At 69.9% G+C, this 23,874-nt stretch carries 22 protein-coding genes; 15 read left to right on the plus strand and 7 right to left on the minus strand.

Annotated features, from left to right (window positions below; all coding sequences use genetic code 11):
• Nucleotides 1-356: 356 nt before the first annotated feature.
• The 3 genes from ACZ5KV_RS05500 to cobM all read right to left on the minus strand — a co-directional run bounded on the left by ACZ5KV_RS05500 (nucleotide 357) and on the right by cobM (nucleotide 5,649).
• Nucleotides 357-1,898 carry a sigma-54-dependent transcriptional regulator gene (locus tag ACZ5KV_RS05500; RefSeq protein ID WP_464241342.1) on the minus strand — a complete coding sequence of 514 codons (1,542 nt, stop codon included), beginning with the start codon at nucleotides 1,896-1,898 and terminating at the stop codon, nucleotides 357-359.
• On the minus strand, nucleotides 1,888-4,638 hold the full coding sequence (locus ACZ5KV_RS05505) for a hybrid sensor histidine kinase/response regulator (RefSeq protein WP_464241343.1): 2,751 nt from the start codon (nucleotides 4,636-4,638) through the stop codon (nucleotides 1,888-1,890). The genes ACZ5KV_RS05500 and ACZ5KV_RS05505 overlap by 11 nt, the downstream gene beginning before the upstream one ends.
• A gap of 219 nt (nucleotides 4,639-4,857) precedes the next feature.
• Nucleotides 4,858-5,649 carry a precorrin-4 C(11)-methyltransferase gene (cobM, locus tag ACZ5KV_RS05510; protein ID WP_464241344.1) on the minus strand — a complete coding sequence of 264 codons (792 nt, stop codon included), beginning with the start codon at nucleotides 5,647-5,649 and terminating at the stop codon, nucleotides 4,858-4,860.
• A 566-nt stretch (nucleotides 5,650-6,215) separates the two neighbouring features.
• Between cobM and ACZ5KV_RS05515 the strand changes: the two genes are divergently transcribed.
• Nucleotides 6,216-6,392, plus strand: a complete 177-nt coding sequence (locus ACZ5KV_RS05515) for a hypothetical protein (protein WP_464241345.1) — start codon at nucleotides 6,216-6,218, stop codon at nucleotides 6,390-6,392.
• Between the two features lie 139 nt (nucleotides 6,393-6,531).
• Nucleotides 6,532-6,771, plus strand: coding sequence for a hypothetical protein (locus ACZ5KV_RS05520; RefSeq protein ID WP_464241346.1), 240 nt, complete (start codon nucleotides 6,532-6,534; stop codon nucleotides 6,769-6,771).
• Between the two features lie 204 nt (nucleotides 6,772-6,975).
• On the opposite strand, the gene ACZ5KV_RS05525 is transcribed toward ACZ5KV_RS05520, so the two are convergent.
• Nucleotides 6,976-7,851 (minus strand): universal stress protein, encoded by an 876-nt coding sequence (locus tag ACZ5KV_RS05525; RefSeq protein ID WP_464241347.1) that lies wholly within the window; start codon nucleotides 7,849-7,851, stop codon nucleotides 6,976-6,978.
• A gap of 387 nt (nucleotides 7,852-8,238) precedes the next feature.
• On the opposite strand from ACZ5KV_RS05525, the gene ACZ5KV_RS05530 reads away from it, so the two are divergent.
• Genes ACZ5KV_RS05530 through ACZ5KV_RS05545 form a run of 4 tightly spaced genes read left to right on the plus strand, consistent with a single transcriptional unit; the run spans nucleotide 8,239 to nucleotide 12,344 of the window.
• Nucleotides 8,239-9,276 (plus strand): 4Fe-4S dicluster domain-containing protein, encoded by a 1,038-nt coding sequence (locus ACZ5KV_RS05530; RefSeq protein WP_464241348.1) that lies wholly within the window; start codon nucleotides 8,239-8,241, stop codon nucleotides 9,274-9,276.
• Nucleotides 9,273-10,115, plus strand: a complete 843-nt coding sequence (locus tag ACZ5KV_RS05535) for an FAD/NAD(P)-binding protein (RefSeq protein ID WP_464241349.1) — start codon at nucleotides 9,273-9,275, stop codon at nucleotides 10,113-10,115. The genes ACZ5KV_RS05530 and ACZ5KV_RS05535 overlap by 4 nt, the downstream gene beginning before the upstream one ends.
• Nucleotides 10,116-10,140: 25 nt before the next feature.
• A complete protein-coding gene (locus ACZ5KV_RS05540) occupies nucleotides 10,141-10,887 on the plus strand; it encodes an NADH-quinone oxidoreductase subunit B family protein (RefSeq protein ID WP_464241350.1) in 747 nt (248 codons plus the stop codon).
• Nucleotides 10,888-10,904: 17 nt separating this feature from the next.
• Complete coding sequence (locus ACZ5KV_RS05545; RefSeq protein WP_464241351.1) at nucleotides 10,905-12,344, plus strand: Ni/Fe hydrogenase subunit alpha; 1,440 nt, start codon at nucleotides 10,905-10,907, stop codon at nucleotides 12,342-12,344.
• A gap of 383 nt (nucleotides 12,345-12,727) precedes the next feature.
• On the opposite strand, the gene ACZ5KV_RS05550 is transcribed toward ACZ5KV_RS05545, so the two are convergent.
• From ACZ5KV_RS05550 to ACZ5KV_RS05560, 3 genes are all read right to left on the minus strand, one after another.
• The gene (locus ACZ5KV_RS05550) at nucleotides 12,728-13,135 is read right to left on the minus strand and encodes a TraR/DksA family transcriptional regulator (RefSeq protein WP_464241352.1); all 408 of its coding nucleotides are present in this window, start codon (nucleotides 13,133-13,135) and stop codon (nucleotides 12,728-12,730) included.
• Entirely contained in the window at nucleotides 13,135-13,434 is a 300-nt protein-coding gene (locus ACZ5KV_RS05555) for a hypothetical protein (RefSeq protein ID WP_464241353.1), read from the minus strand. Before ACZ5KV_RS05555 ends, ACZ5KV_RS05550 begins: the two co-directional genes overlap by 1 nt.
• 235 nt (nucleotides 13,435-13,669) lie before the next feature.
• Nucleotides 13,670-15,073, minus strand: a complete 1,404-nt coding sequence (locus ACZ5KV_RS05560) for a sigma 54-interacting transcriptional regulator (protein ID WP_464241354.1) — start codon at nucleotides 15,071-15,073, stop codon at nucleotides 13,670-13,672.
• Nucleotides 15,074-15,489: 416 nt separating this feature from the next.
• On the opposite strand from ACZ5KV_RS05560, the gene ACZ5KV_RS05565 reads away from it, so the two are divergent.
• The 9 genes from ACZ5KV_RS05565 (at nucleotide 15,490) to ACZ5KV_RS05605 (ending at nucleotide 23,874) form a co-directional block, all read left to right on the plus strand.
• The gene (locus ACZ5KV_RS05565; protein WP_464241355.1) at nucleotides 15,490-15,780 is read left to right on the plus strand and encodes a hypothetical protein; all 291 of its coding nucleotides are present in this window, start codon (nucleotides 15,490-15,492) and stop codon (nucleotides 15,778-15,780) included.
• Between the two features lie 21 nt (nucleotides 15,781-15,801).
• Nucleotides 15,802-16,149 (plus strand): hypothetical protein, encoded by a 348-nt coding sequence (locus ACZ5KV_RS05570; RefSeq protein WP_464241356.1) that lies wholly within the window; start codon nucleotides 15,802-15,804, stop codon nucleotides 16,147-16,149.
• 68 nt (nucleotides 16,150-16,217) lie between these two features.
• Nucleotides 16,218-17,504, plus strand: coding sequence for a KamA family radical SAM protein (locus ACZ5KV_RS05575; protein ID WP_464241357.1), 1,287 nt, complete (start codon nucleotides 16,218-16,220; stop codon nucleotides 17,502-17,504).
• The gene (locus tag ACZ5KV_RS05580) at nucleotides 17,501-18,493 is read left to right on the plus strand and encodes a D-alanine--D-alanine ligase family protein (RefSeq protein ID WP_464241358.1); all 993 of its coding nucleotides are present in this window, start codon (nucleotides 17,501-17,503) and stop codon (nucleotides 18,491-18,493) included. The genes ACZ5KV_RS05575 and ACZ5KV_RS05580 overlap by 4 nt, the downstream gene beginning before the upstream one ends.
• A complete protein-coding gene (locus tag ACZ5KV_RS05585) occupies nucleotides 18,490-19,521 on the plus strand; it encodes a D-alanine--D-alanine ligase family protein (protein WP_464241359.1) in 1,032 nt (343 codons plus the stop codon). The genes ACZ5KV_RS05580 and ACZ5KV_RS05585 overlap by 4 nt, the downstream gene beginning before the upstream one ends.
• 3 nt (nucleotides 19,522-19,524) lie before the next feature.
• Nucleotides 19,525-20,052 carry a GNAT family N-acetyltransferase gene (locus tag ACZ5KV_RS05590; RefSeq protein ID WP_464241360.1) on the plus strand — a complete coding sequence of 176 codons (528 nt, stop codon included), beginning with the start codon at nucleotides 19,525-19,527 and terminating at the stop codon, nucleotides 20,050-20,052.
• A gap of 167 nt (nucleotides 20,053-20,219) precedes the next feature.
• Nucleotides 20,220-21,308 (plus strand): HD domain-containing phosphohydrolase, encoded by a 1,089-nt coding sequence (locus ACZ5KV_RS05595; RefSeq protein WP_464241361.1) that lies wholly within the window; start codon nucleotides 20,220-20,222, stop codon nucleotides 21,306-21,308.
• A 278-nt stretch (nucleotides 21,309-21,586) separates the two neighbouring features.
• Nucleotides 21,587-22,600 (plus strand): amino acid ABC transporter substrate-binding protein, encoded by a 1,014-nt coding sequence (locus tag ACZ5KV_RS05600; protein WP_464241362.1) that lies wholly within the window; start codon nucleotides 21,587-21,589, stop codon nucleotides 22,598-22,600.
• Nucleotides 22,601-22,686: 86 nt separating this feature from the next.
• Nucleotides 22,687-23,874, plus strand: coding sequence for an amino acid ABC transporter permease (locus ACZ5KV_RS05605; RefSeq protein ID WP_464241363.1), 1,188 nt, complete (start codon nucleotides 22,687-22,689; stop codon nucleotides 23,872-23,874).

The following is a 23,874-nucleotide window of genomic DNA, read 5'->3' on the forward strand; positions in this document are numbered from 1 at the left end:
TCCTTTATTTTTGCATCACGAGAAAACTTGGGGTGCGGCGCCTGCTCCAGGCCCGGGCAGGTTCGCCCCGGGGCGCCGTAAACAAGAAACGTGCCAGTCCCCGGCGAACGAGTGGTAGTACGAACGAGGACTGTTTGTCCACTCAAACAAGGCCCTTCGGCCCGCTCCCGCGCCTCCGCCGTCCGGAAAAGCGGACACGGGGAAGCCTACTCATTTTCTGACCGAGAACAAGGGCCAGAGCAAGACAATAATCGGTGAAAGGCGCCAGGGGCTCGGCGACCGTCATTCACGCCCCGCCACCGGCCGGGTCCGGCCCGTCCGGGGCATGCTCCCGCCGGGCCCGGGGCCGCGCCGCCCTACTCCGGGGCCTGGCCGATGCCGTTCTTCTTGAGCAGGGCGTAGAAATGCGAGCGCGACAGGCCCGAATCGCGCAGGATGGCCTTGATGTTCGCGCCGTGCATGGCCAGCAGGTATTCCAGGTAGCGCCGCTCCATTTCGTTCTTGAATTCCTTGAGCGAGGGCGTGCGCCGGGCGAAGAAGGGGTCCATGGCCCCGGTTTCGGCGTCCGCCCCGGACAGAGGGGCGGCCGGGGGGGCGGCCGGAGGCTGCGGCGCGGCGGATTCGGCCCGCGAAACCCCGGCGGGCTCCGGAACGGGCGCGGGCCAGGGCCCCGGGGGACGCCCGCCCGGGTGCCCCAGGGACGCCTTGGTGACCTGGATGCGGATCTCCTGGGGCAGGTGCATGGCGTACAGGGTCCGCTCCTCCCCGGCGGCCACGCAGGCGCGCTCCAGCACGTTGAACAGCTCGCGCACGTTGCCCGGCCATCGGTAGGCGGCCAGGACCTCGAAAAAATCCGACCCGAAGCCCTTGAGAGGCATGCCGTACTGCTCGCACAGGCGGCTGACGTGGAACATGGCCAGGGGTTTCAGGTCCGCCTTGCGCGTGCGCAGCGGCGGAAGGTGGATGCTGATGGTCTTGAGCCGGAAGAGCAGGTCCTCGCGGAAGGTTCCGGCCTGGACCATGGCTTCGAGGTTGCGGTTGGTGGCGGCGACGATGCGGAAATCGCTCTCCACCTCGCGGGTTTCGCCCACGGGGCGGAAGCGCTTTTCCTGGAGCACGCGCAGGAAGGATTTCTGCAGCGTCAGGGGCATCTCGCCGACCTCGTCCAGGAAGAGCGTCCCGCCGTCGGCCAGCTTGACCAGCCCGATGCGGTCCTCGTTGGCTCCGGTGAAGGAGCCCTTGCGGTGGCCGAACAGGATGGACTCGACCAGGGTTTCGGTCAGCGACGCGCAGTCCACGACCACGAAGCGGCCCTCGCGGCGGGGGCTGTTCTCGTGGATGGTGCGGGCGGCCAGCTCCTTGCCCGTGCCGGTTTCGCCGGTGATGAGCGCGCCGGAGTGACTGCGCGCGGCCTGGGCGATGAAGTCGAAGACCTGCTTCATGGCCGGGCCGCGCCCGACCATGTGCTCCAGGTTCAGGGCCACCACGGGCGCGGCGCCGCGCTTTTCCTGGCGGTACTTGAGCGCCCGCTGCACCGAGAGCATGGTCTGCTTGATGGGCGAGGGCTTGACCAGATAATCCCAGACCCCGCGCTGGATGGCCAGCTCGGCACCGTCGGGGTCGCCCTGGCCGGTGAGGATGATGACCTCGGGCGCGCCGGGGGCGGCCTTGATCTCGGGCAGGCGCTCCAGGCCGTTGCCGTCGGGCAGGCGCACGTCGAGGAACACCAGGTCGAACCCGCCGTCCTGCAGGGCCGCCAGGCCCTCGGCCAGGGTGCCCGCCGCCTCGCAGGCCAGCATCATCCGCGAGATGAGGCTGCACATGGTGCCGCGCACCTCGGGGTCGTCGTCGATGACCAGGATGCGGCTGCCCATGAGATTGTCGGAGCTAGTCGTCATTGGTCCGCAACACCTCGCGCAGGGCTTCGGAAAGGATGTTCCTGTCGTAGGGTTTCAGCAGGATGCGCGCCACGTTGGGCAGGCCCGAGGCCAGGGCCACGGCGCGCTCGCGCCCCGAGACCATGAGCACCGGCACGCCCGGCACGCGCCGCTCCAGTTCCCGGGCCAGCTCCACGCCGGACAGCCCGGGCATGTCGAAATCCGTAATCACCGCGTCGAACCCGTCGGGGTCGCCGTCCACGGCCTCCAGGGCCTCGCGCGCGTCGCGCGCCGGGGTCACGGTGTAGCCCAGGGATTCCAGCACCCGGGGGATGGTCTCGTACTGGTCCTCGTCGTCCTCCACGAAGAGCACGTGCCCGGTGCCGGTCTGGGCGTCGGCCGGGGCCAGGGGCCGGGCGACGCCCTCGGCGTCGGTCACCGGGATGTGCACCGTGAAGGCCGTGCGCTCGTTGGGCGCGCTCTCCACCTCGATGGACCCCCGGTGGCCCTTGATGATGCCCATGACCACCGCCAGCCCGAGGCCCGTGCCCTCGGCCTTGCCCTTGGTGGTAAAGAACGGGTCGAAGATCTTGTCCACGATGGCCGGGGAAACGCCGGGGCCGTTGTCCACCACCTGGAGCCGAAGGTAGCACCCCGGGGTCACGTTGCGCAATTCCGCCGCCGAGGGGTCCAGCTCGGCCACGTCGAGGTGGATTTCCATGCGCCCGCCCGTCTCGCGCAGGGTCTGGAAGGCGTTGGTGGTCAGGTTCATCACGATCTGGTTGATCTGCGCCGGGTCGGCCATGACGGCGGGCAGGTCCTCGCGCACATGGGAAACGATCTCGATATTGCGCGGCAGGGAGGCCTTGAGCAGGCCCAGGGCGTCGCGCAGCACCTCCTGGATGGCCGTGGGCTGAAAGCCCTCCTGGGAGGGCTTGGAGAAGGTCAGAATCTGCTTGACCAGCCCGCTGCCGCGCCGCGCCGCGCGCAGGCAGCGCTCCAGGTCCTGCCCCGCGGCGGTGTCGGGGTCGATGTCCATGAGCGCCAGCTCGGTGGAGTTGATGATGGAAGTCAGGATGTTGTTGAAGTCGTGGGCGATGCCCCCGGCCAGGGTGCCGATGGCCTCCATCTTCTGCGATTGCAGGAGCTGGCGCTCCAGGTTGGCCTCGCGGGTCACGTCCTCGGCGGTGGACAGGGTGCCGACCACGGCCCCGCGCTTGTCGCGCAGGGGCACCTTGCGGATTTCCAGCACCCGGGCCTCGCCCCGGGCGTTGTGGACCTGCTTGCGCGCCCGGCGCATGGGCCGCTCGGTGCGGATGACCTCGCGGTCGCGCTCGGAAACCCAGGCCGCGAACTCGCGCGGCGGCAGGAGCACGTCGTCGGTCTGCCCGCGCACGCCGGGAATCTCGGCGATGCCGAAAAACTCGCTGAAGTAGCGGTTGGCGCCCAGGTAGCGCTGGCGCCGGTCCTTCCAGCAGACCAGTTGCGGAATGGTGTCCATCAGGATTTCCTGGAAGGACAACTGGTCGTGCATCGTCCGCTCGGCCTCGCGGCGGCGCATGATGTTCATGGCCAGCAGCACCAGCACGCCCAGCAGAACCACGAAGCCCACGGCGATGGTCCACACGATCTGTTTGTCCAGCTCGTAGAAGGCCTTGGGTTCGTTGATGATGATGCTGTCCTTGGGCAGGGCTTCGAGGGGAATGTGCTGGCGATTGAGTTCGTTGTAGTCGAAGCCGTAGCGCGTCTCGGCGTCGTAGATCACCGGCAGTTGGGCCAGGGGCGTGCCGGAAAGCAGTTTCAGGGCCATCTCCGCCGCGCGCTTGCCGTGGGCGCGGCCCGAAATGAGCTTGCCGCCCACGATGCCGTGGCCCAGCAGGAACTCCCAGCTCGAATACATGGGCGCGTCGGTGTGGGCGCGCACGATGCCCAGCACCTCCTGGGCCGAGGCGAAGCGCCCGCCCACGCTCTGGTAGAAGGGAATGAAGTAGTAGAAGGTGTCGGGCGGGGTTTCGCGCACCCGGGCCCGGATTTCCTCCAGGCTGAACTGGGTCCAGGCATCGAAGGCCAGGCGCCCGCCGAAGGTTGCGGCGCCCTCGCGGACCTGGTTCAGGATCGCCAGGCCCGTGCCCGAGCGGTCGCCGATGGCCACCACCCGGCTGCGCCCGGGGTGCAGGCGCAGGGCCAGGGCCAGAGTCTCGGCCACGTCGTAGTTCTCGACCACGCCGGTGATGGCCCGGCCCGCGACGCGCTCGGGGTGGAAGTCGTTGACCCCGCAGAAGACCACGGGAACACCCGGAAAAAGCTTGTCGCCGTAGTCGAGGATGAAGTCGTAGGCGTTGTTGTCCGAAACCAGGATCAGATCGAAGCGCGTGGTGCTGAACTTGCGGGCGTAAAGGTCCACCAGCAGCGGGCGCACGTGGTCCAGCTCGTACTTCTTGAAATCCTGGTATTCCACCTGGACCTCGATGTCCGGATGGCGGTCGAGCACGCTGCGGATGCCGTACAGGATGTCGTCGGACCAGGCATAGCCCTGGTGGTAGGAGTTCAGGTAGAGCACCCGGGCGCGCAGGGTGCTGGACACCTTGTGCGGCGCGGGCACCGGCAGGCCGGGGGGCAGGTCCGGCTCCAGGGACAGGGCCGCCAGGGGCCGGATCAGTCCGCTGTCCGGAAAAACGGACAACATCCCGATGCAGAACAGGGCCAGCGACAGGGCCAGGGTCCGGGTCCAGCCCGGGGCGATGGACAAAAATCTTTTCATTCCAGGGTGTTCTCCTGCCAGAACGGGCCATTGCCGCCCGCTGCGGCAGCCATGAAGTACAAGAAGCGTTCCACCCGGGGCGCGAAGGCGCACAGGCTGTGCCGCCCTGCGGCGCATCGTCCCGCAACCGGCAACGGCCGCCAAGCCCGGCCTCCGGGAGCGCCCCGGGGTGCGCCATGATAGCGCCCCGGGCCGTTCCCGGGAAGGGACGACGGCCTTTCAGGCCCCCTGGTCCGGCGGACCGTCCGGTGGGCCGCCATGCCCCCGGCGGCCGTGGGCGAAGTCCGGGGCATAGAGCCGCGAGGGCGTCCCGGCCCGGTCCTGTCCGGGCAGAACCAGGAAGACCACCTGCCCGCCCCAGCCCTGCCCGGCCACGGCCTCGGCCAGCCCGTCCACAGTGGTGCGCAGCACGGCGCCGTCGGGCCAGCCCACGCGGTGCCCGGCGACCACGCAGGTCTGCGGGGCCAGCCCCCCGGCCAGCAGTTCGCGGCGGACCTCCCCGGCCAGGGTGGCCGAAAGGTACACGGCCAGGGAGCAGCCCCGGGCCGCGAAGGCCCGCAGGGCTTCGGCCTCGGGCACCGGTGTGCGCCCCGGAGCGCGGGTGATGACCAGCGACTGCGTGGCCCCGGGCACGGTGAAGCCCACCCCGGCCATGGCCGCCGCGGCAAAGGCCGCCGTGACTCCGGGCACGATCTCCCAGGCCACGCCTTCGGCGTCCAGCAGCGCGGCCTGCTCGGCCACGGCGCCGTAGAGCGAGGGATCGCCCGTGTGCACCCGCACGGCCAGCCCCCCGGCGCGCACGGTGTCCATAAGCAGGGCATGGGTCTCGGCCAGGGTCAGGGGCGCAGAATCCTTCACGCGCGCCCCGGGCCGCGCGCAGGCCACGGCCTCGGGCGGCACCAGCGATCCGGCGTAGAGCACCAGATCGGCCCGTGCGATGAGATCGCGGCCCTTGACGGTGATGAGGTCCGGGTCCCCGGGGCCCGCGCCGATGAAATACACTTGGGTCATTGCGTGTCCTCCCGCCCGGCGATCATGCCGCCGGGCGCGCCCTTTGTCCACGCCGCGCGCTCATGCGCGGCCCCCGGGCCCGCCACCAGCCCGCCGGGGCTATCCACGTCACGCCGCGCGCCCCTTGCGCTGCCTCCGGCCTCCCGACGCTCCGGCGCGCAAGGCCGCGCCGGAACGCGCAGCAGTCGCGTCATGCGCAACATCCCGCCGCGCAAAGGCCTGGCAACACCGGGCCCGCCCTCCGGGACGCCGCCGCGCGAAAAATCCGTCCGCCCTATTGACTATGATTTTCATTTTCAATAAACTTCCCTCCAGTGGCCAGGGCTGCCCCGGCCGTCGGGTCCGGATCGCTCCCCGGGCCCGGCTCGGGGCAGCCCGCCCAAAAGGGCCGACGAGGGCCTTGCCCGCGCCGGTCGCCTCCGCAGAGCCGCCAAGGAGGGGACACAATGACAAAATCGTCATCGCTCCCATCCGCAGGCCATACGAAATTGTCACAGCACAGGGAGCGGCGGGCCCGGAAAACGCCCGCCACCACCGAGGCCGCCAGCGGCCCCGAGGAGGACATCATGACCGTTTCCCAATCGAGCATCACCTCCATGGCCGCCCGGGGCAGCTTCCTGCGCCAGGGCCTCAAGGGGCTGTGCAGCCAGGAAAAAACGCGCCAGGACACCCCCGCTGCCCCGGACCGCGCCCCAGGCTCCAGCCCGCGGATTCCGGCCTCGGCCGCCGGAACCTCCCGCTGACCCCCTTGCGCCCATTGACAGAGCGGCGGTCCGACACTATTTGAGCAACCAACCAAGACCGGCACTTTTCGGCACGGTCGTTGCTAGAGGGGGGCAATGGCCGCCCGCCATGCACTGAACGGGCGGCAAGGAGAAAACCATGACCATCGAACTCAAAAAGGACCGCAATCATCTCGTCTGTTCCTGGGAGGAGCCCAAGCGGGCCATGTTCCAGGGCCGCGAAGTCATCATCAAGCGCCTGCTCATGCGCCGCCTGCGCCTGACCTCCAGCGGCGACATCCGCCGCTCCGAGCTTTCCAAGCTGGGGTCGCCCCGCCGCGAAAAGGCCGTGCGGCGCGAACTGGAGCGCATGCGCCGCGAAGGCGCCATGGACGCCTAGAAGCCCTGTCCGCTTCCGCGTACTCCGGCGTCCGCTTTCCCGGACATCGTTCCGGGCGTTTTCGCAACCCTTTTCCCGGACACACACCTCCACACACAGTGTACGGCGGGCCCTCGGGCCCGCCGTACCGCGTTTGGGACCCGGCGTGTCGCGCCCCGGGAACATGGCGGCCCCGCGCATGTTCCCGCACGGGAACGCCAGCCCTCAGGTCCTGATCCACAGCGCCGCGCCGTCGAGTTCGCGCAGTAGGGCCTGGGTGGCCGAGCCCATGAACACCCGGCGCAACAGCCCCCGGCCCCGCCCGGTGCGCCCCGTGGCCACCACGGCGTAGCGCCCCCGGTCGGCCTCGGCCAGGATGGCCCGGGCCGGAGCCGTGCCCTTGACCGTGCGCGTTTCCACCCGCCCCGGTTCCACGCCGTTTTCGGCCAGGATTTCCATGGCTCCGCCGAACAGTTGCTCGGGGTCTCCGGGGCCCAGGGGCCCGGGGCCGAGCACGGTGAACAGCGTGATCGCATGCTGCGGCTCGGCGCGCAGCATGAAGCCCACGTGGTCGGCCATGCGCAGCGAGGCGTCGGAGCCGTCCAGGCACAACAGCACGCCCTGGCGGCCCTTCTCGAAGCGACGGCAGACCCACAGCGGCGCAATGAAGGCCCGCTCCACGAGGTCGCGGGTCACGCTCTGCTCCACCAGGGCCTCCAGGCCCTGCTGGCCCCGCCGCCCAAGGACCACCGCGTCGTACAGCCCCTGCTCGCATTCGCGCAGAATGTCCTCGGCCGTGGACATCTCGCGCAGGATGAGCTTGGCGTCCACGTTGCCCGCCGCGTAACCCGCCTCGCGCAGCAGGGCCGCCCCGGCATCCAGGGCCGCCCGGCCCTGCTCGCGGTTGTCGTGGGCCCGGCGGTCGTACTCCGCCAGGCTCTCGAAATTGCGCTCGTGCTCCCAAACGGCCGGGGGCCGGGGCGCCGTATAGAACAGGGTCAGCGCCAGCCCGCGCCGGTCGCGCAGGAAATCGCAGACAAAACGCACCCCGTGCATGGCTGCCTGGTCACTGGACACCGTCACCAGCAGATGCCGCCGCATACGCACCTCCCGTGGGCCAAGATTGGGCCGGACCATGCGCCCGGTCGGCCCGAGCATAGCACTCCCCCCGCCGGGGCGCGACTGGAAAGACCCGCCGCCGGGCGCGGGCGAATCGCGCCCCGGTCCGGCGCCCGGCCACCCGGGTGGCGGCTCCCGCCTCTCCCCTGCCGCCCGGCCCCGGCGCCGCAATCCACCCGCACCGCAGGGCCCGCGGGCCAAAGCCGAGCCCGGCGCTAATATATTTGCAAAAAGACATCATATATTATAGACGGGTGGGCCGGGTTCGCCGCAGCGGAGCGGCGCGCCCGGCCGCAACCAGCCCCGGACCCCACAGCGCCCGGGCGCGCCGCGCCGCCCGCGCGGGCCGCCGTGCCACGGAGGGAACCCATGTCCGCCTATACCGTCCACCAGGACCAGCTCCCCGGGTTGTTCCGGCTGTGGGCCAAGCTCTACAAGGTCCACGTGCCCACCCAGGCCGCGCCCGGATTCTACGATTTCGCCCCCTGGGATCCGGGCGGCGAAATCGCCTGGGACTACGACCTGACCGTCAACCCCCTCAAGCGCTACCTGCTGCCCCCGCGCGAGGATCTGGTGGTCTTCGACACCCGCGACTACACGGCCAAGGGCGTGTTCGAGGCGCCCCAGCAACTGCTTTTCGGCGTGCACCCCTACGACCTGCGGGCCATCGCCCAGCTCGACCAGCTCATGGAACTGGGCAGCCCGGACAAGAACTACCGCCGCCGCCGCGAAAACACCGTCATCTTCGCCATGGAGCCCCTGCGCGTGGCGCCCGACGCCTTCTGGTCCACCATGGGCGCGGGCCGGGCGGACATCGGCTTCGACCTCTACTGGACCAAGATCGGCCCGGCGACGTTCTTCGTCGAGGTCGGCACCGCGCGCGGCGAAGAGCTGCTCCTGGCCGGGGGCGAGGTCGAGCGCGCCAGCGCCGGGCACCACGAGGCCGCCCGGCGCACCCGCGAGGCCATCCGCCGCCGCGCCGACGGCCACGGGCTGAAGTTCCCCTGGCAGGAGCTGGCGCGCATCATGGGCAAGGCCTGGGACAACAGCATCTGGCGCGAGAAGTCGTCCATGTGCCTGGCCTGCGGCTCGTGCAACCTCGTCTGCCCGACATGCTACTGCTTCGACATGCGCGAGGAACTGGACGAGACCATGGGCAAGGGCCGCCGCTGGCGCCAGTGGGACGCCTGCATGCTGCCCTCCTTCGCCCAGGTCGCCGGGGGCCACAACTTCCGGGGCAAGCACCTGGAGCGCTACCGCCACCGCTACTTCCGCAAGGGCAAATACATTTTCGACATGATCGGCGAACCCGGCTGCGTGGGCTGCGGGCGGTGCATCAAGGCCTGCACCGCGCGCATCGCCAACCCGCTGACCGTATTCAACAGGCTGTGGGAGGAATACGCATGACCCCGGGCAAGGACTTCACCCCCTACGCGCCGCGCCCGGCCACCCTGGTGCGCAAGGTGCGCCTGTCCGACTTCGTGACCCTGTTCGAGTTCGAGCAGGACAACGGCCGCCCCCTGGCCCACAAGCCCGGGCAGTTCATCCAGGTCTCGGTCTACGGCGTGGGCGAGGCGCCCTTCTCCATCAGCTCGCGGCCCAAGGCGGGCACCAACAGCTTCGAGATCGCCGTGCGCAACATCGGCACGGTGACCGGCGCCCTGCACGAACTAAGCGTGGGCGCCAAGGTCGGCATCCGCGGGCCTTTCGGCTCCTACTTCCCGGTCCAGGAATTCGTCGGCAAGGACACGCTCTTCGTGGCCGGCGGCCTGGGCTACATCCCCCTGCGCAGCCTGCTGCGCTACCAGCTCCGCCACCGCGAAGAGTTCGGGCGCATCCTGCTGCTCATCGGCACCCGCTCGCCCTCCGAGCGCATCTTCGTGGACGAGATCGAAACCCTCTCCCGGCGCAGCGACGTGGAAGTCATAGAGACCGTGGACTGCGTGGGCGACTCGTGCTGGCAGGGCAACGTGGGCGTCATCACCACCCTTTTGCCCAAGGTGCGCCTGGACGTGGAAAACACCTACGTGGCCATGGTCGGCCCGCCGGTGATGTACCGCTTCGTCATCGGCGCCTGTGTGGGCGACCAGTGCATTCCGCCAGAGCGCATTTACGTGTCCCTTGAGCGCAAGATGAAATGCGGCCTGGGCAAATGCGGCCACTGCCAGATCAACGGCGTCAGCGCCTGCGTCAGCGGCCCCGTCTTCCGCTACACCGACATCGAGCCCCTCAAGGAGGCGCTCTAGGCGCCGCGCGCGCCCCGGAGGAACCATGGCCGACAAGCCCAAAATCGCCTTCTTCGACTTCGCGGGCTGCGAGGGCGACCAACTCCAGGTGGCCAACCTGGAGGAAAAGCTCCTGGACCTGCTGGAGCACGTCGAGCTGGTCAGCTTCCGCGAGGTCATGACCGGCCACGCCGACGACTACGCCATCGCCTTCGTCGAGGGTTCCATCACCCGCCCCGAGGACGAGGCCCGCGTGCGCGACATCCGCTCCAGGGCCAAAATTCTCGTGGCCCTGGGCGCCTGCGCCCATATCGGCGGCGTGAACTGCATGAAGAACTTCATGGACGAAGCCGTCTACCGCGAGCACGTCTACGGCCACAAGGCCCGCAGCTACGCCACGGCTCCGGCCCGGCCCGTGTCCGCCGTGGTGCCCGTGGACGCCGCCGTGCCCGGCTGCCCCATCAGCGGCGACGAGTTCCTGCGCGTGACCAAGCAGCTTCTGCTGGGCATGGCCCCCGTGCTGCCCGACTACCCCGTGTGCGTGGAATGCAAGATGGCGGGCAACGTCTGCCGCTACGAGCGCGGCGGGCTGTGCCTGGGCATCATCACCCGGGGCGGCTGCGGGGCCTGCTGCGTCACCGAGGGCGCCCAGTGCTGGGGCTGCCGGGGCCTGGCCCCCGGCGCCAATCTCGACGCCGCCCGCTACGTCATGCAGGACCGCGCGGGCTTTCCGCGCATCCAGGTCCAGGACCTGCTGCGCATGTACCTCGGCCACACCACCGCCGCCCTCTAATTTCCCGGAGCACCGCCATGAGCGCCAAGAAGACCACCGCCAAAGCCGAGCCCGCCGCCGCCCCCGAGGTCGCCCCCGAGGTCGCCCCCGAGGCTCGGGCCGCCCAGGCTCCCGAAAGAATCCGCCGGGTGGAGGTCAAGCACGTCAGCCGCGTGGAAGGCCACGGCAACATCGTGGTCGAAATAGACGCCCAGGGCGAGGTCGCCGCCTGCCGCTGGGAGGTGCCCGAAGCCCCGCGCTTCTTCGAGGCCATGATCCTGGGCAAGGACTTCCGTCAGGTGCACCAGATCGTCTCGCGCATCTGCGGCATATGCTCCATCGGCCACCAGCTCACCTCCATCCAGGCCACGGAGGACGCCCTGGGCGTCCAGGTTTCCGAGCAGACCGTGCGCCTGCGCAAGCTGGCCCTGCACGCCGAGAACCTGCAAAGCCACATCCTGCACGTGGCCTACCTCGTGCTGCCCGATCTGGCGGGCGTGGGCTCCGTGGTGCCCCTGGCCGCCACCCACCGCCAGGAGCTGCTCAACTGCATCGCCCTGCACCGCACGGCCAACGAATTCTCGCGCGTGGTCTGCGGGCGCACGACCCACCCCCAGCGGCTGGTGCCCGGCGGGTTCACCCGCCTGCCGACCACGGCGGAACTGGCCGCCCTCAAGAAGGAGCTCGAAGGCGCCGTGCCGCGCCTGCTCGACGCCGTGGCCCTGGTGGCCTCCCTGCGCGCCGCCCTGCCCGACTTCCAGCGCGGCACCGAATACGTCGCCCTGCACTCGCCCACGGAATACGCCATGTACTGGGGCGAGGTCGGCACCAGCCTGGAAGAGCAGCCCATCCCCGCCCTCTACTACCGCGACCTGACCAACGAGTACTGCGTGCCGCAATCCACGGCCAAATGGACGCGCAACAAGGCCGACTCGCTCATGGTCGGCGCCCTGGCGCGCTTCAACCGCAACCACCGCCGCCTCTCGCCCCTGGCGCGCTCCGTGGCCGGAACCCTGGGCCTCAAGGCCCCCTGCGCCAACCCCTACATGAACAGCCTCGCCCAGCTCGTGGAATGCGCCCACAGCCTCGAAGACTCCATCCGGCTCATCGACGAGCTGCTGGCCAAGGGCCTGCGCCCCGAGCCCGCCCCCGACATCGCCCCCCGCGCGGGCCAGGGCGTCGGCGCCATGGAGGTCCCCCGGGGCATCCTGTTCCACTTCTACGAGTACGACACCAAGGGCCGCATCGTGAACGCCGATTGCGTCATCCCCACCAACCAGAACCACGCCAACATCCAAAAAGACCTCGACGCTCTCGTACCGACCATCAAGGACAAGTCCGAAGCCGAAATCGAACTGCTGACCAGTATGCTCGTGCGCGCCTACGACCCCTGCATCTCCTGCTCCACCCACTTCGTGGACCTGCGCGAACCCGAAACCCGCAGTTTCGTACGCTTCGTGCGCGCCCAGGGCCGCTAGCCCCCGGGGCGTCGCCCCGAGCCCCGGCCGGGCACCCCCCCGCCGGGGGCCGACGGCCCCTGGACCCCACACGCCGATGCGGGCCGGACGGCAGGAAGCCGCCCGGCCCGCATCGGGAGTTTTGTCCGAAAAAAGAAGATTATCCCGGCGTATTGTCATAAACGGCGCGCCATCCCGAAGGATATGCCGCGCTCCGGACGGACCGCCCGGGAAGCCCGCCCCCGTTCCTGCCTCCAGCCAGCCCCGCTCCCCGAGGAAAAAGGTCTTTTTAGGGAAAAGAGAGGGGGGCCGGGAGAGGGAAAAACCCCTTTTTCTCCTCAAGAAAAAGGGGTTTTTCCCTCTCCCGGCGGCCTTGGCCGCCGGGCCGCTCCGCCTGCCCCCGGCTAGCCGCGCAGGGCTTCCTCGGCTTCGCGCTCGGCCTTGCAGTCGGCGCACAGGGTGGTCACGGGGCGGGCCAGCAGGCGGGCGGGGGCGATGGGTTCGCCGCAGTCCTCGCAGATGCCGTAGGTGCCTTCCTCCAGGCGGCGCAGGGCCTGATGGATCTTGCGCACCATGCGGAACTCGCGGTCGCGCAGGCGCAGGGCCATGGAGCGGTTGCTTTCGGCCTGGGCCAGGTCCACCACGTCGGCGAAGCGGTCGTCGGCGGCGGTTTCCTCGGCCACGGTGGCCCGGCCCTTGGCGTCGATTTCCTCGAGCATGGTCCGCAGGGTGCGCTCCACCTGGACGTAATCGAGCCCGGAGGGCGTCTCCCGGGGTTCCCGGGGCTTGCGGGCGCGGTCTTCAGCGGTCATCAGCGGTAGTCCTCATCGTCCTCGTCGTCCTCGTAGTCGTCGGCGATCTCCGGGGCATCGAGCACCTCGAAGCGCTGCACCTTGAGCACATGGCGGCCCTGCTTCTTGCCCAGGGTCCCGGTGACCTGCACGTACTCGTCCACGTAGTCCAGCAGTTGCGCGCCCTTGCCGGAATCCTCGACCAGGTATCCGCGCATGTCGTCGGTGGCGATCTGCACGGCGGTCACTTCCTCGTCCTCGTCCCACTGGCAGGGGTCGACGTAGCCTTCCACGGTGATCATCCCGGTGCTCTTCTTCATGCTTCCCTCGTGGCAAGCGGTTCGGAGTTGCGGCATTGCCCGGCGGGGCAACCTTGCAAGATAGCAACTCCCGGGCCAACAAGCATCCTGCCGGGATACATGAATTATAACAAAAAAGGCAGCCGGGAAGTGGAACCCGGGGTTCCTATGCCCCGGGCGCGACCGGAACCGGCGGTGCGCCCCCCGGCCCCCCGGGCGGGCGGGCGACGAGACCGGGCGCGGGCGAAGCGCCGGGCTATTTGAACTCCTCCTTGCGGATGCCGTGGCGGGTCATGAGCTTGTGCAGTTGGCGGGTGCTGACGCCGGCGTCCTTGGCGGAGCGGTTGATGCGGCCCTTGTGGCTGGCCAGCAGTTCCTTGATGTAGTGGCGCTCGGCGCTCTCCTTGGCCCGTTCGCGGAATTCGGCCAGGGTCAGGGACAGGTCCAGCGGCAGGGTGGCGGCCGGGGCCTCGTGCTCGAAGAGTTCCGCCGGGAAGCTCTCGGGGGTCAGGATGCGCGAGGTTTCCAGGATGAAGGCGCGCTCGACCAGGTTCTCGAGCTCGCGGACGTTGCCGGGCCAGGGGTAGCCCTCGAAGGCCGAAAGAACCGAGGGGTGGACCCCGGTGATGTCCTTGTTGAGCTGGCGGCGCAGGCGCTCCATGAAGTAGTCCACCAGCAGGGGAATGTCCTCGCGGCGGTCGCGCAGGGCGGGAATCTCGATGGGGAAGACGTTCAGGCGGTAATAGAGGTCCGAGCGGAAGTCGCCCCTGTCGCAGCGCTGGGCCAGGTCGATGTTCGTGGCGGCCACGATGCGCGCGTCCATGCCGATGGCGGCGTCGCCGCCCACGCGCTGGAAGACCTTGTCCTGGAGCACCTGGAGCAGCTTGATCTGGGCGGAGGGGGTGATGGTGCCGACCTCGTCGAGGAAGATGCTGCCCCCGGCGGCGATCTCGAAACGCCCGAGCTTGCGCTTGACCGCGCCGGTGAAGGCGCCCTTTTCGTGGCCGAAGAGTTCGCTTTCGATGAGCGTGTCGGGGATGGCCCCGCAGTGGACGCTGACGAAGGGCCCGTCCTTGCGGTTGGACAGGGCGTGGATCAGCCGGGCGACCACGCCCTTGCCGGTGCCGGTCTCGCCGGTGATGAGCACGGTGGAGATGGTCGGCGCCACGAGGCGGGCCTTCTCGAAGACCTTGCTCATGGCCGGGTTGCGCGTGCCGACGACCTGGGTGTTGTCGCCCATGGCCGCGGCGGCGCGGAAATAGTCCACCTCGGTCTGCAGGCGGATGGCCTCGTGGATGGAGTCCACCACGTACTGGGTTTCCACGGGGTCCAGGGGATAGGTCAGGTAGTTGTCGGCCCCGGCCTTGACGGTTTTCACCGCGTCGCGGATGCGGTCGGGCGCGGAGAGGGCCACGACGATCATCTGCGGATTGTTGCCCCACAGGGGTTGCAGGGCCCGCTTGTAGCTGGCGCCGTCCTGGCGCTGGCCGCCGTCGAGGAAGCCGATGTCCACGAAGGCCATGTCGTAATGGCGGCGGACAAGGGCCGTGGGCAGTTCGCCCGGGTCGGCGCACACGTCCACCGAGGCCTCGGCGGCGAAGGCGTCGGCGACGATGCGCGGGGTGCGCTCATCCCTGGTGGCGGCGAGAATGCGCTTCATGGTCATGCTCCTGCGGGGTCGATGCCCTGGGCGCTTCACTACCGGGAGCCGGGTCGGCTTGCAAGCGTCCGCCGTGCCGGGGCCCAATGCGGAACCGGATGTTCCCGAAACCCGGAAGAGGAACTCGCAATTCCTGTTTCCATATCACGCTGGTTTCACAAAGGATAGACCTCATTGTGCCCGACGCCGCGCCCCCTGCGGGCCGCCCGGAGCGGCCCGGACGGGGCCAGCCTGCCCCGCAGGGCACACACCGCGCGGCGCCGGGGGAAACAGGTCGCGCCGTATCCGCACCCGAAAGGGCAGTTGAAGTTTTATTTAATAATTTCAGTATAATATAACTTGGCCCACCCTTTGCTTTGTGGCGTCTTGGCGTAGCGGCACACAGGGGTGCGGCCGGATGCCGAGGAGCGGCGGACATGAGCAAGCAAGCGAAATCCAAGACCATCACCGTCACCGGCATCGTCGTGCCCAACGACTGGGACCGGGGCGGACGGCTGTCCGAGGTCGTGCTCTGCGCGGCCGACGAATCGGAGTTCGTGCTCGCCGGAGACAAGCAGCGCGAATTGTTCGGCCTGTGCCACCACAGGCTGAGTGTCACGGGGACCGAAGCCAGCGATGACCGGGGGCGCCGGGCGCTGGTGGTGGACGGCTACGCCGTGCTCGGCAACGAGGCCGACTGCGGCTACGAATCGGGTTTTCAGATCTAGGCCATGGGCGGAGCGGTTTCCATGCGGGTGATGCGGACCACACGGTATTCCCTGGCGCTGTGCGCCTGGCTGCTGGCGGCGGCCCTGGCGGCCGCCGAGGCCCGGGCCGACGCCGTGGAGCCCTATTCCGGGCGCGGGCTGGTGTTTTCCAGCGACGGCACGCTGTATTTCGAGGCTGAGGAAGGCGGGGTCTACCTGCTCGAAGGCGAAGACCTCGCCGAGCACGAAGGCTCCCTGGTGCGCATCACCGGCACCCTGAGCGATTCCCTGTACGCCATGCCCGTGCTCTTCGTGGACAGCGTCACCGAAGAACAGGGTGGAACCACCGACGACACGCCCCGCCCCGAGATGGACTCGGGCGAACAGTAGCGGGGCAACAACAGACCATCCGGGCCACCGCACGGGGCGCGGAAATGGGGGACAGAAGAATGGAATTCATGACCGATGTTGCGCAGGCGGACAAACCTCCCCTGGACCAGGCCGAAGACCGGCCTCCCTCCGTACACCGCACCCGTGACGCGGGCCCCCTGCGCCGCGAGCAGGCCCTCTTCGTGGAGGGCCGCGCGGCGCGCCAGTACCGCGAGCGCTTCCATCCCGATGTCGATGCCCGCCAGTGGAACGACTGGCACTGGCAGCTCAAGAACCGCCTGACCAGCTCCGAGCGCTTCGCCGCCACCCTCGGCCTGACCGCCGACGAGGCCGCGGCCTTTGCCGGGGCCGCCGGGTTGCGCCTGCCCGTGGCCGTAACGCCCTACTACGCCTCGCTGCTGTATGCCGAGCGCCTGGCGGGCGGCTACGCCCTGGGCCGGACCATGCTGCCCTCGGCGGGCGAGTTCCCCACCGCCTGCCACGAACTGGCCGACCCCCTGGGCGAGGAGCACGACAGCCCCGTGCCCGGCATCGTGCACCGCTACCCCGACCGGGTGCTGTTCCTGGTCACCGATTTCTGCGCCGCCTACTGCCGCTATTGCACGCGCTCGCGCCGCGTGGGCAGGCCCGAGGCCAAAAGCCGCATGACCCGCGTCTGGGATCAGGCCGTGGCCTACATCGCCGCCCACCCCGAGGTGCGCGACGTGCTCGTCTCCGGCGGCGACCCGCTGATGCTCTCCGACGCGGCCCTGGAGTACATCCTGTCGCGCGTCGCGGCCATCCCGCACGTCGAGATCGTGCGCATCGGCACCAAGGCGCCCATGGTCCTGCCCCAGCGCATCACCCCGCGGCTCACGCGCATGCTGCGCCGCTACCATCCGCTGCTGATGAGCGTGCACTGCACGCACCCGGCGGAGCTGACCCCCGAGGCCGTGCAGGCCTTCGGGCGGCTGGCCGACGCGGGCATCCCCCTGGGCAGCCAGACCGTGCTGCTCACCGGCGTGAACGACGACGCCCGGACCCTGGGCGACCTGTTCCGGGGCCTGCTCAAGGCCCGCGTGCGCCCGTATTACCTCTACCTGTGCGATCAGGCGGCTGGCACCACCCATTTCCGCACCCCGGTGACCAAGGGCCTGGAGATCATCCGCGCCCTGCGCGGCTTCACCTCGGGCTACGCCCTGCCGCACTTCGTGGTCGACCTGCCCGGCGGCGGCGGCAAGACCCCGCTGTGCCCCGACTACGTGGCGGGCGCCGACGGCCAGGACATCGTGTTCCGCAACTGGGAGGGCCGCGAATACCGCCTGCACGACCCGTCGTCGGCGGCCATCCTGGCCCGGAGCGGCAAGCTGTCATGAAGATCGGCCTGACCTACGACCTGCGCGCGGACTACCTCGCCCGGGGCTACTCCCTGGCCGAGACGGCGGAGCTGGACAGCCCCGTCACCGTGGACGGCATCGACGCCGCCATCCGGGCCATGGGCCACGAAACGGAGCGCGTCGGCGGGCTGGCGCCCCTGGCCGAGGCCCTGGCCGCCGGGCGGCGTTGGGACCTGGTGTTCAACATCGCCGAAGGCATGCACGGCTTCGGGCGCGAGGCCGCCGTGCCCGCGCTGCTGGAGGCCTGGGGCATCCCCTGCACCTTCTCGGACCCGCTGGTGCTGGCCCTGGCCCTGCACAAGGGCATGACCAAGCGCGTGGTGCGCGACTGCGGCCTGCGCACGCCGGACTTCGCCGTCGTCGAGCGCCTGGAGGACGTGGACGGGGTGCGCCTGCCCTACCCGCTGTTCGCCAAGCCCGTGGCCGAGGGCACCAGCAAGGGCGTCACCGGCAACTCCCTGGTGCTCGAACCCTCGGGGCTGGTGCCCGTGTGCGCCGAGTTGCTCAAGACCTTCCACCAGCCCGTACTGGTGGAGGAGTACCTGCCCGGGCGCGAGTTCACCGTGGGTCTGCTGGGCAGCGGGGAGAGAGCGCGCGCCGTGGGCGTGATGGAGGTCTTCGTGGTCGGCGGCGGCGACACCGGCGCCTACACCTTCGACAACAAGGCCGAGTACGAAAGCCGCATCCGCTACGCCCTGGCCGACGACGCCCCGGCGCGCGCGGCGGCGGACCTGGCCCTGGCCTCCTGGCGGGCCCTGGGCTGCCGCGACGGCGGCCGGGTGGACGTGCGCCTGGACGCCGCGGGCCGGCCCGCGTTCATCGAGGTCAACCCGCTGCCGGGGCTCAACCCCGAGCACTCCGACCTGCCCATCATGTGGGGGCTGGCCGGCAACGACTACGGGGCACTCATCGCGGCCATCGTGGATTCGGCCTACGAACGGCTGCCCCAGGGAGGCGCGCGGCCATGAAACGGGCCGTCCTCTTGCAGAACCGCCCCGGCCCGGGCGCCAGCGCCGACGACCGCGACACCCTGGTCCAGGCCGCCGTGGTGCGCAAAGCCCTGCGCACCCTGGGGCTGGACACGGCCTCGGTGCCCTTCACCCTGAACCTGCCCGAGACGGCCTCGGCCCTGCGCGGGGCCGCGCCCGACGTGGTCTTCAACCTCGTGGAGGGCGGCGAGGGCGGCGGGCGCTGCATCCACTACGCCCCGGCATTGTTGGAGGACATGGGCCTGACCTTCACCGGGGCGGGCTCCTCGGCCATGGCCCTGTCGTCCAACAAGCTCTTCGCCAAGGCCGTGCTGCGCGCGGCGGGCATCCCCACCCCCGACTGGCACGCCCTGCCGGGGCTGGGCGCGCCCCGGGCCGAGGCAGCGGGCCGCTACATCGTCAAGTCCGTGTGGGAGCACGCCTCCATCGGCCTGGGCGACGACGCCGCGCCGCAGGTGGACTGCGCGGGCGAGCTGTGCGCCCTGCTGCGTGCGCGCGCCCCGCGCATGGGCGGCGAATGCTTCGCCGAGCGCTACGTGGAGGGCCGCGAGTTCAACGTCGCCCTGCTGGACGGCCCGGACGGGCCGCAGGTACTGCCCGTGGCCGAGATGGTCTTCGACGGGCACTGGGCCGAAGGAACGCGCGTGCTGGGCTACGCCGCCAAATGGGAAGAGGGCAGCCAGGCCTACCGCGCCACGCGGCGCAGTTTCGATTTCGACCAGGACGGCGCCCAGGGCGGCGTGCCCCTGGCCGAGGCCCTGGCCCGCGCGGCCCTGGCCTGCTGGCACGCCTTCGGCCTGTGCGGCTACGCGCGGGTGGATTTTCGCGTGGGCGCCGACGGCGTGCCCATGGTCATCGATGTCAACGCCAACCCCTGCCTCTCGCCGGACGGCGGCTTCCGCGCCGCCCTGCGCCGGGCGGGCCTGGGTTTCGAGGAGGCCGTCATGCGCATCCTCCAGGCGGGCCTGTCGCGGCCCGGCTTCCCCCTCTCCCGCAAGGCGGTCTGAGCCATGGGCACCTGCGCGGCCACGCGGCCGCTGACCCTGCGCGAAAGCGTCTGCCCCGAGGACCAGCGGGCCGTCATGGACGTGGCGGCCTCGTCGGGCTTCTTTTCCCCCGAGGAAGTGGAAATGGCCGGGAGCCTGGTGGAGGAACGCCTGCGCGACGGCGAGCCCAGCGGCTACTTTTTCGTGTTCGCCGAAAGCGGCGCCCAGACCGCGCCCATGGCCGGGTTCGCCTGCTACGGCCCGGCCACCTATGCCGCGGACTGGGTGGACCTCTACTGGATCGCCGTGCACCAGTCGCGGCGCGGGGCGGGCGTGGGCAGCGCGCTGCTCGAGCGCGTCGAGCAGCGCGTGCGCGGCCCCCGGGCCACGACCCTGGTGGCCGAAACCTCCTCGCGCGGGCAGTACCGCCCCACCCGTGCCTTCTACGAGCACAAGGGCTTTGCCCTCATCGCCATGATGAAGAGCTTCTACGCCCCGGGCGAGCACAAGATCATCTACGCCAAGCGCCTGGCCCCGCAGGATCGGCCCTGACCCGCCATCGCAGTTGATTCCCGTCCCCAATTTGGGATAATCTGGAACAGTCGGGCGGCGCAGGCCCCCGGCTTCACGGCGCGTCGCGCCGCGAAAACCAGCCCGCCGCACCGGCCCGCACCGGTCCGGCCCCTGGGCCGCTCCGGGAACGAGGACCGCCGCACACCATGTCCCTGAACGTCCTTATCATCGACGACGAGGAATTCCTGCGCCGCAGCCTCGCGGACTTCATCGAGGATCTGGATCACCGGCCCCACCTGGCGGCCAACGGCCAGGAGGGCCTCCGGGCCCTGGCCGCAATCCATCCCGACTTCGTGTTCGTGGACCTGAACATGCCCGTCATGGACGGCTACGAGTTCATCGCCCGGGCCCGCGAGACGGCCCCGGAGCTGCCCATCGTGGTGCTCTCGGGCGTGGGGCTGGTGGAGGACGCCATGCGCGCCGTGCGCGCCGGGGCCTGGGATTTCATCCCCAAGCCGGTGACGGACTTCGCCGTGCTCGAACACACCCTGACCAAGAACCTGGAGCGCGCCCGGCTGCTGCGCGAAAACCGCGAGCACCGCGAGCACCTGGAAGAGATGGTCCGCATCCGCACGGCCGAGCTGGAGCGGACCCGGCTGGAAGTGGTGCATACCCTGGGCAAGGCGGCGGAATACCGCGACAACGAAACCGGCAACCACGTCATCCGCGTGGGCAACACCGCCGCCGTGCTGGCCGCCGCCGTGGGCCTGTCCGAGCGGCGCTGCGAGCTGCTGCGCAACGCCGCGCCCATGCACGACGTGGGCAAGATCGGCATCCCCGACTCCATCCTGCTCAAACCCGGCAGGCTCACGCCCGAAGAGTGGGAGATCATGAAGACCCACACCCGCATCGGCTACGAAATCCTGACCCCCAGCGACGCCCAGGGCCCGGACGATCTGTGCGGGCTGGCCCAGGCCCCGGCGAGCGACGCGCCCAACGCCCTGCTGGCCCTGGCGCGGACCATCGCGCTCTACCACCATGAGCGCTGGGACGGCACGGGCTACCCCTGCGGGCTGGTGGGCGAGGCCATTCCCGTCGAGGCGCGCATCGTCACCGTGGTGGACGTATACGACGCCCTGGGCAGCGAACGGACCTACAAGGAAGCCTTCGACGAGGACACCTGCCGCCGCATCCTGCGCGAGGGAACCGGCACGCATTTCGACCCCCGGGTCATCGAGGCCTTCTTCGCCAACATCGACGCCGTGATGGCCATCCGCCGCAACTGGCGCGACTAGCGCACCGGCCCGCGTCCGCCCGGCACCCCAGTCCCGGGAAAACCCCGCACCTCCCGCCGCTCCGCCCGGCCCCGCCGTGCCGGGCCGTGCGGGCCGACATTGCCATGTCATGCCGCACGGTTAGCAAAAAACCGGGCCCGCCTTGACAAGTGTTGAATTTTCCAAGAAAAAAACCCTCCCGGACAATACATTATTTTTCGCGGACGGCGGCGGCAGCCGACGCTCCGCGCGTGGCCCGGATTGCTCGCCCCACCCCAACCCCCTCTAGGGAGGCTCCCGTGAAGAAAATTCTCGTTCCCCTGGCCGCCTTGCTGGCTCTGGTCATGGTCTCCGCCGCCTGGGCCGGAACCCTGGACGACGTGAAGACCAAGGGCTTCATCTCCGCGGGCGTCAGCGGCAAGGTGCCCGGCTTCTCCGCCCCGGACCAGGACGGCGTATGGCGCGGCCTGGACGTTGATTTCTGCCGCGCCGTGGCCGCCGCCGTGTTCGGCGACGCCGACAAGGTCAAGTTCGTGCCCGTGACCACCAAGGAGCGCTTCACCGCCCTGCAGACCGGCGAAATCGACGTGCTCTCGCGCAACACGACCTGGAGCCTGGAGCGCGACGCCGCCCAGGGCATCGACTTCGCGGGCGTGCTCTTCTACGACGGCCAGGGCTTCATGGTCAGCAAGAAGCTCGGCGTGAAGAGCGCCAAGGAGCTCGACGGCGCCAGCATCTGCATCCAGATCGGCACCACCACCGAGAAAAACGTTTCCGACTACTTCGCGGCCAACGGCATGACCTTCAAGCCCGTGGTCTTCGAGAGCGCCGACGAGGCCACCGTGATCTACGACACGGGCCGCGCCGACGTGTACACCACCGACGCCTCGGGCCTGGCCGCGCGCCGCACGACCATGTCCAACCCCGACGAGCACATCATCCTGCCCGAAATCATCTCCAAGGAGCCCCTGGGCCCGGCCGTGCGCCAGGGCGACAGCCAGTGGTCCGACATCGTGCGCTGGACCCTGTTCGCGCTGATCAACGCCGAGGAACTGGGCGTCGATTCCGCCAACGTGGACGAGATGCTCAAGTCCGAGGACCCGGCCGTCAAGCGCCTGCTGGGCCAGGAGGGCAACCTCGGCGAGCAGCTCGGCCTGGGCAACGAATGGGCCTACAACATCGTCAAGCTCGTGGGCAACTACGGCGAGATTTACGACCGCAACGTCGGCCCCGAGACGGCCCTCAAGCTGGAGCGCGGGCTGAACGCCCTGTGGACCAACGGCGGCCTGATGTACGCCCCGCCCGTGCGCTAGCACCCCGACGCGCCTGATCCCGGGCCCGCCGCGCGGCGGGCCCGGGCCCCCGCCCACCCGCCCGGACAAGACAAAGGACGCTTCCCTTGGCCGACCCCGCCGCATCCGAACCCAAAGGCCTCGCGCGCCTGCTGCACGACCGCAAATGGCGCGCCGTGGCCGTGCAGGTGGCGGTTTTCGCCGTGGTCGGCGCCGTGCTCGCCGGGGCCGGGCTGAACATGGCCCGCAACCTGGAGCGCGCGGGCATCGCCTCGGGCTTCGGCTTCCTGGATCAGGTGGCCGGATTCGAGATCAGCCAGACGCTCATCGAATACTCCCGGGCCAGCACCTACGCCCGGGCCTTCTGGGTCGGCCTGCTGAACACCCTGGCCGTTTCGGCGGTGTGCATCGTCGGCTCCACGGTGCTGGGCTTCCTGCTCGGGCTGCTGCGCCTGTCGCCCAACTGGCTGGCGGCGCGGCTGGCGGGAGTCTACGTGGAAGTGGTCCGCAACGTGCCGCTGCTGCTGCAAATCCTGTTCTGGTACATCGCGGTGCTCAACCCGCTGCCCCCGCCGCGCCAGGCTCTGGACTTCGGCGGCGTGGCCTTCCTGTGCAGCCGGGGGCTCGTGCTGCCCTGGCCGCACTGGGAGCGCGGCGGACCGGCCGTGGCCGTGGCCCTGGCGGCGGGGCTGGCCCTGGCCTGGGGGTTCGCGGCCTGGGCCCGGCGCCGCCGGGTGCGCACCGGGCGGTCCCTGCCCGTGTGGCGCCTGGGCGCGGTGCTGGCGGTGCTGCCCGCGGCCCTGGCCTGGCTGCTGGCCGGGGCCCGGCTGCGCTGGTCCATCCCGGCCCTGACGGGCTTCAATTTCCAGGGCGGAGGCACGGTGGAGCCCGAGTTCATCGCCCTGGCCCTGGCCCTGACGCTCTACACGGCGGGCTTCATCGCCGAGAACGTGCGCGCGGGCATCCAGGCCGTGCCCAAGGGGCAGATCGAGGCCGCCGCGTCCCTGGGCCTGCGGCCCTGGCGGGTCATGCGGCTGGTGGTGGTGCCCCAGGCCATGCGCGTAATCATCCCGCCCCTGACCAGCCAGCACATGACCCTGGTCAAAAACTCCTCCCTGGCCGTGGTCATCGGCTACCCGGACCTGATGTCCGTCTTCGCCGGAACGACCCTGAACCAGACCGGGCAGGCCGTGGAGATCATCGCCGTGACCATGCTCGTCTATCTCGCGGTGAGCATCGTCATCTCGCTGCTCATGAACTGGTACAACGGCGCCATGGCGCTCAAGGGGCGCTAG

The sequence above is a fragment of the Desulfocurvus thunnarius genome (genome assembly GCF_055390965.1).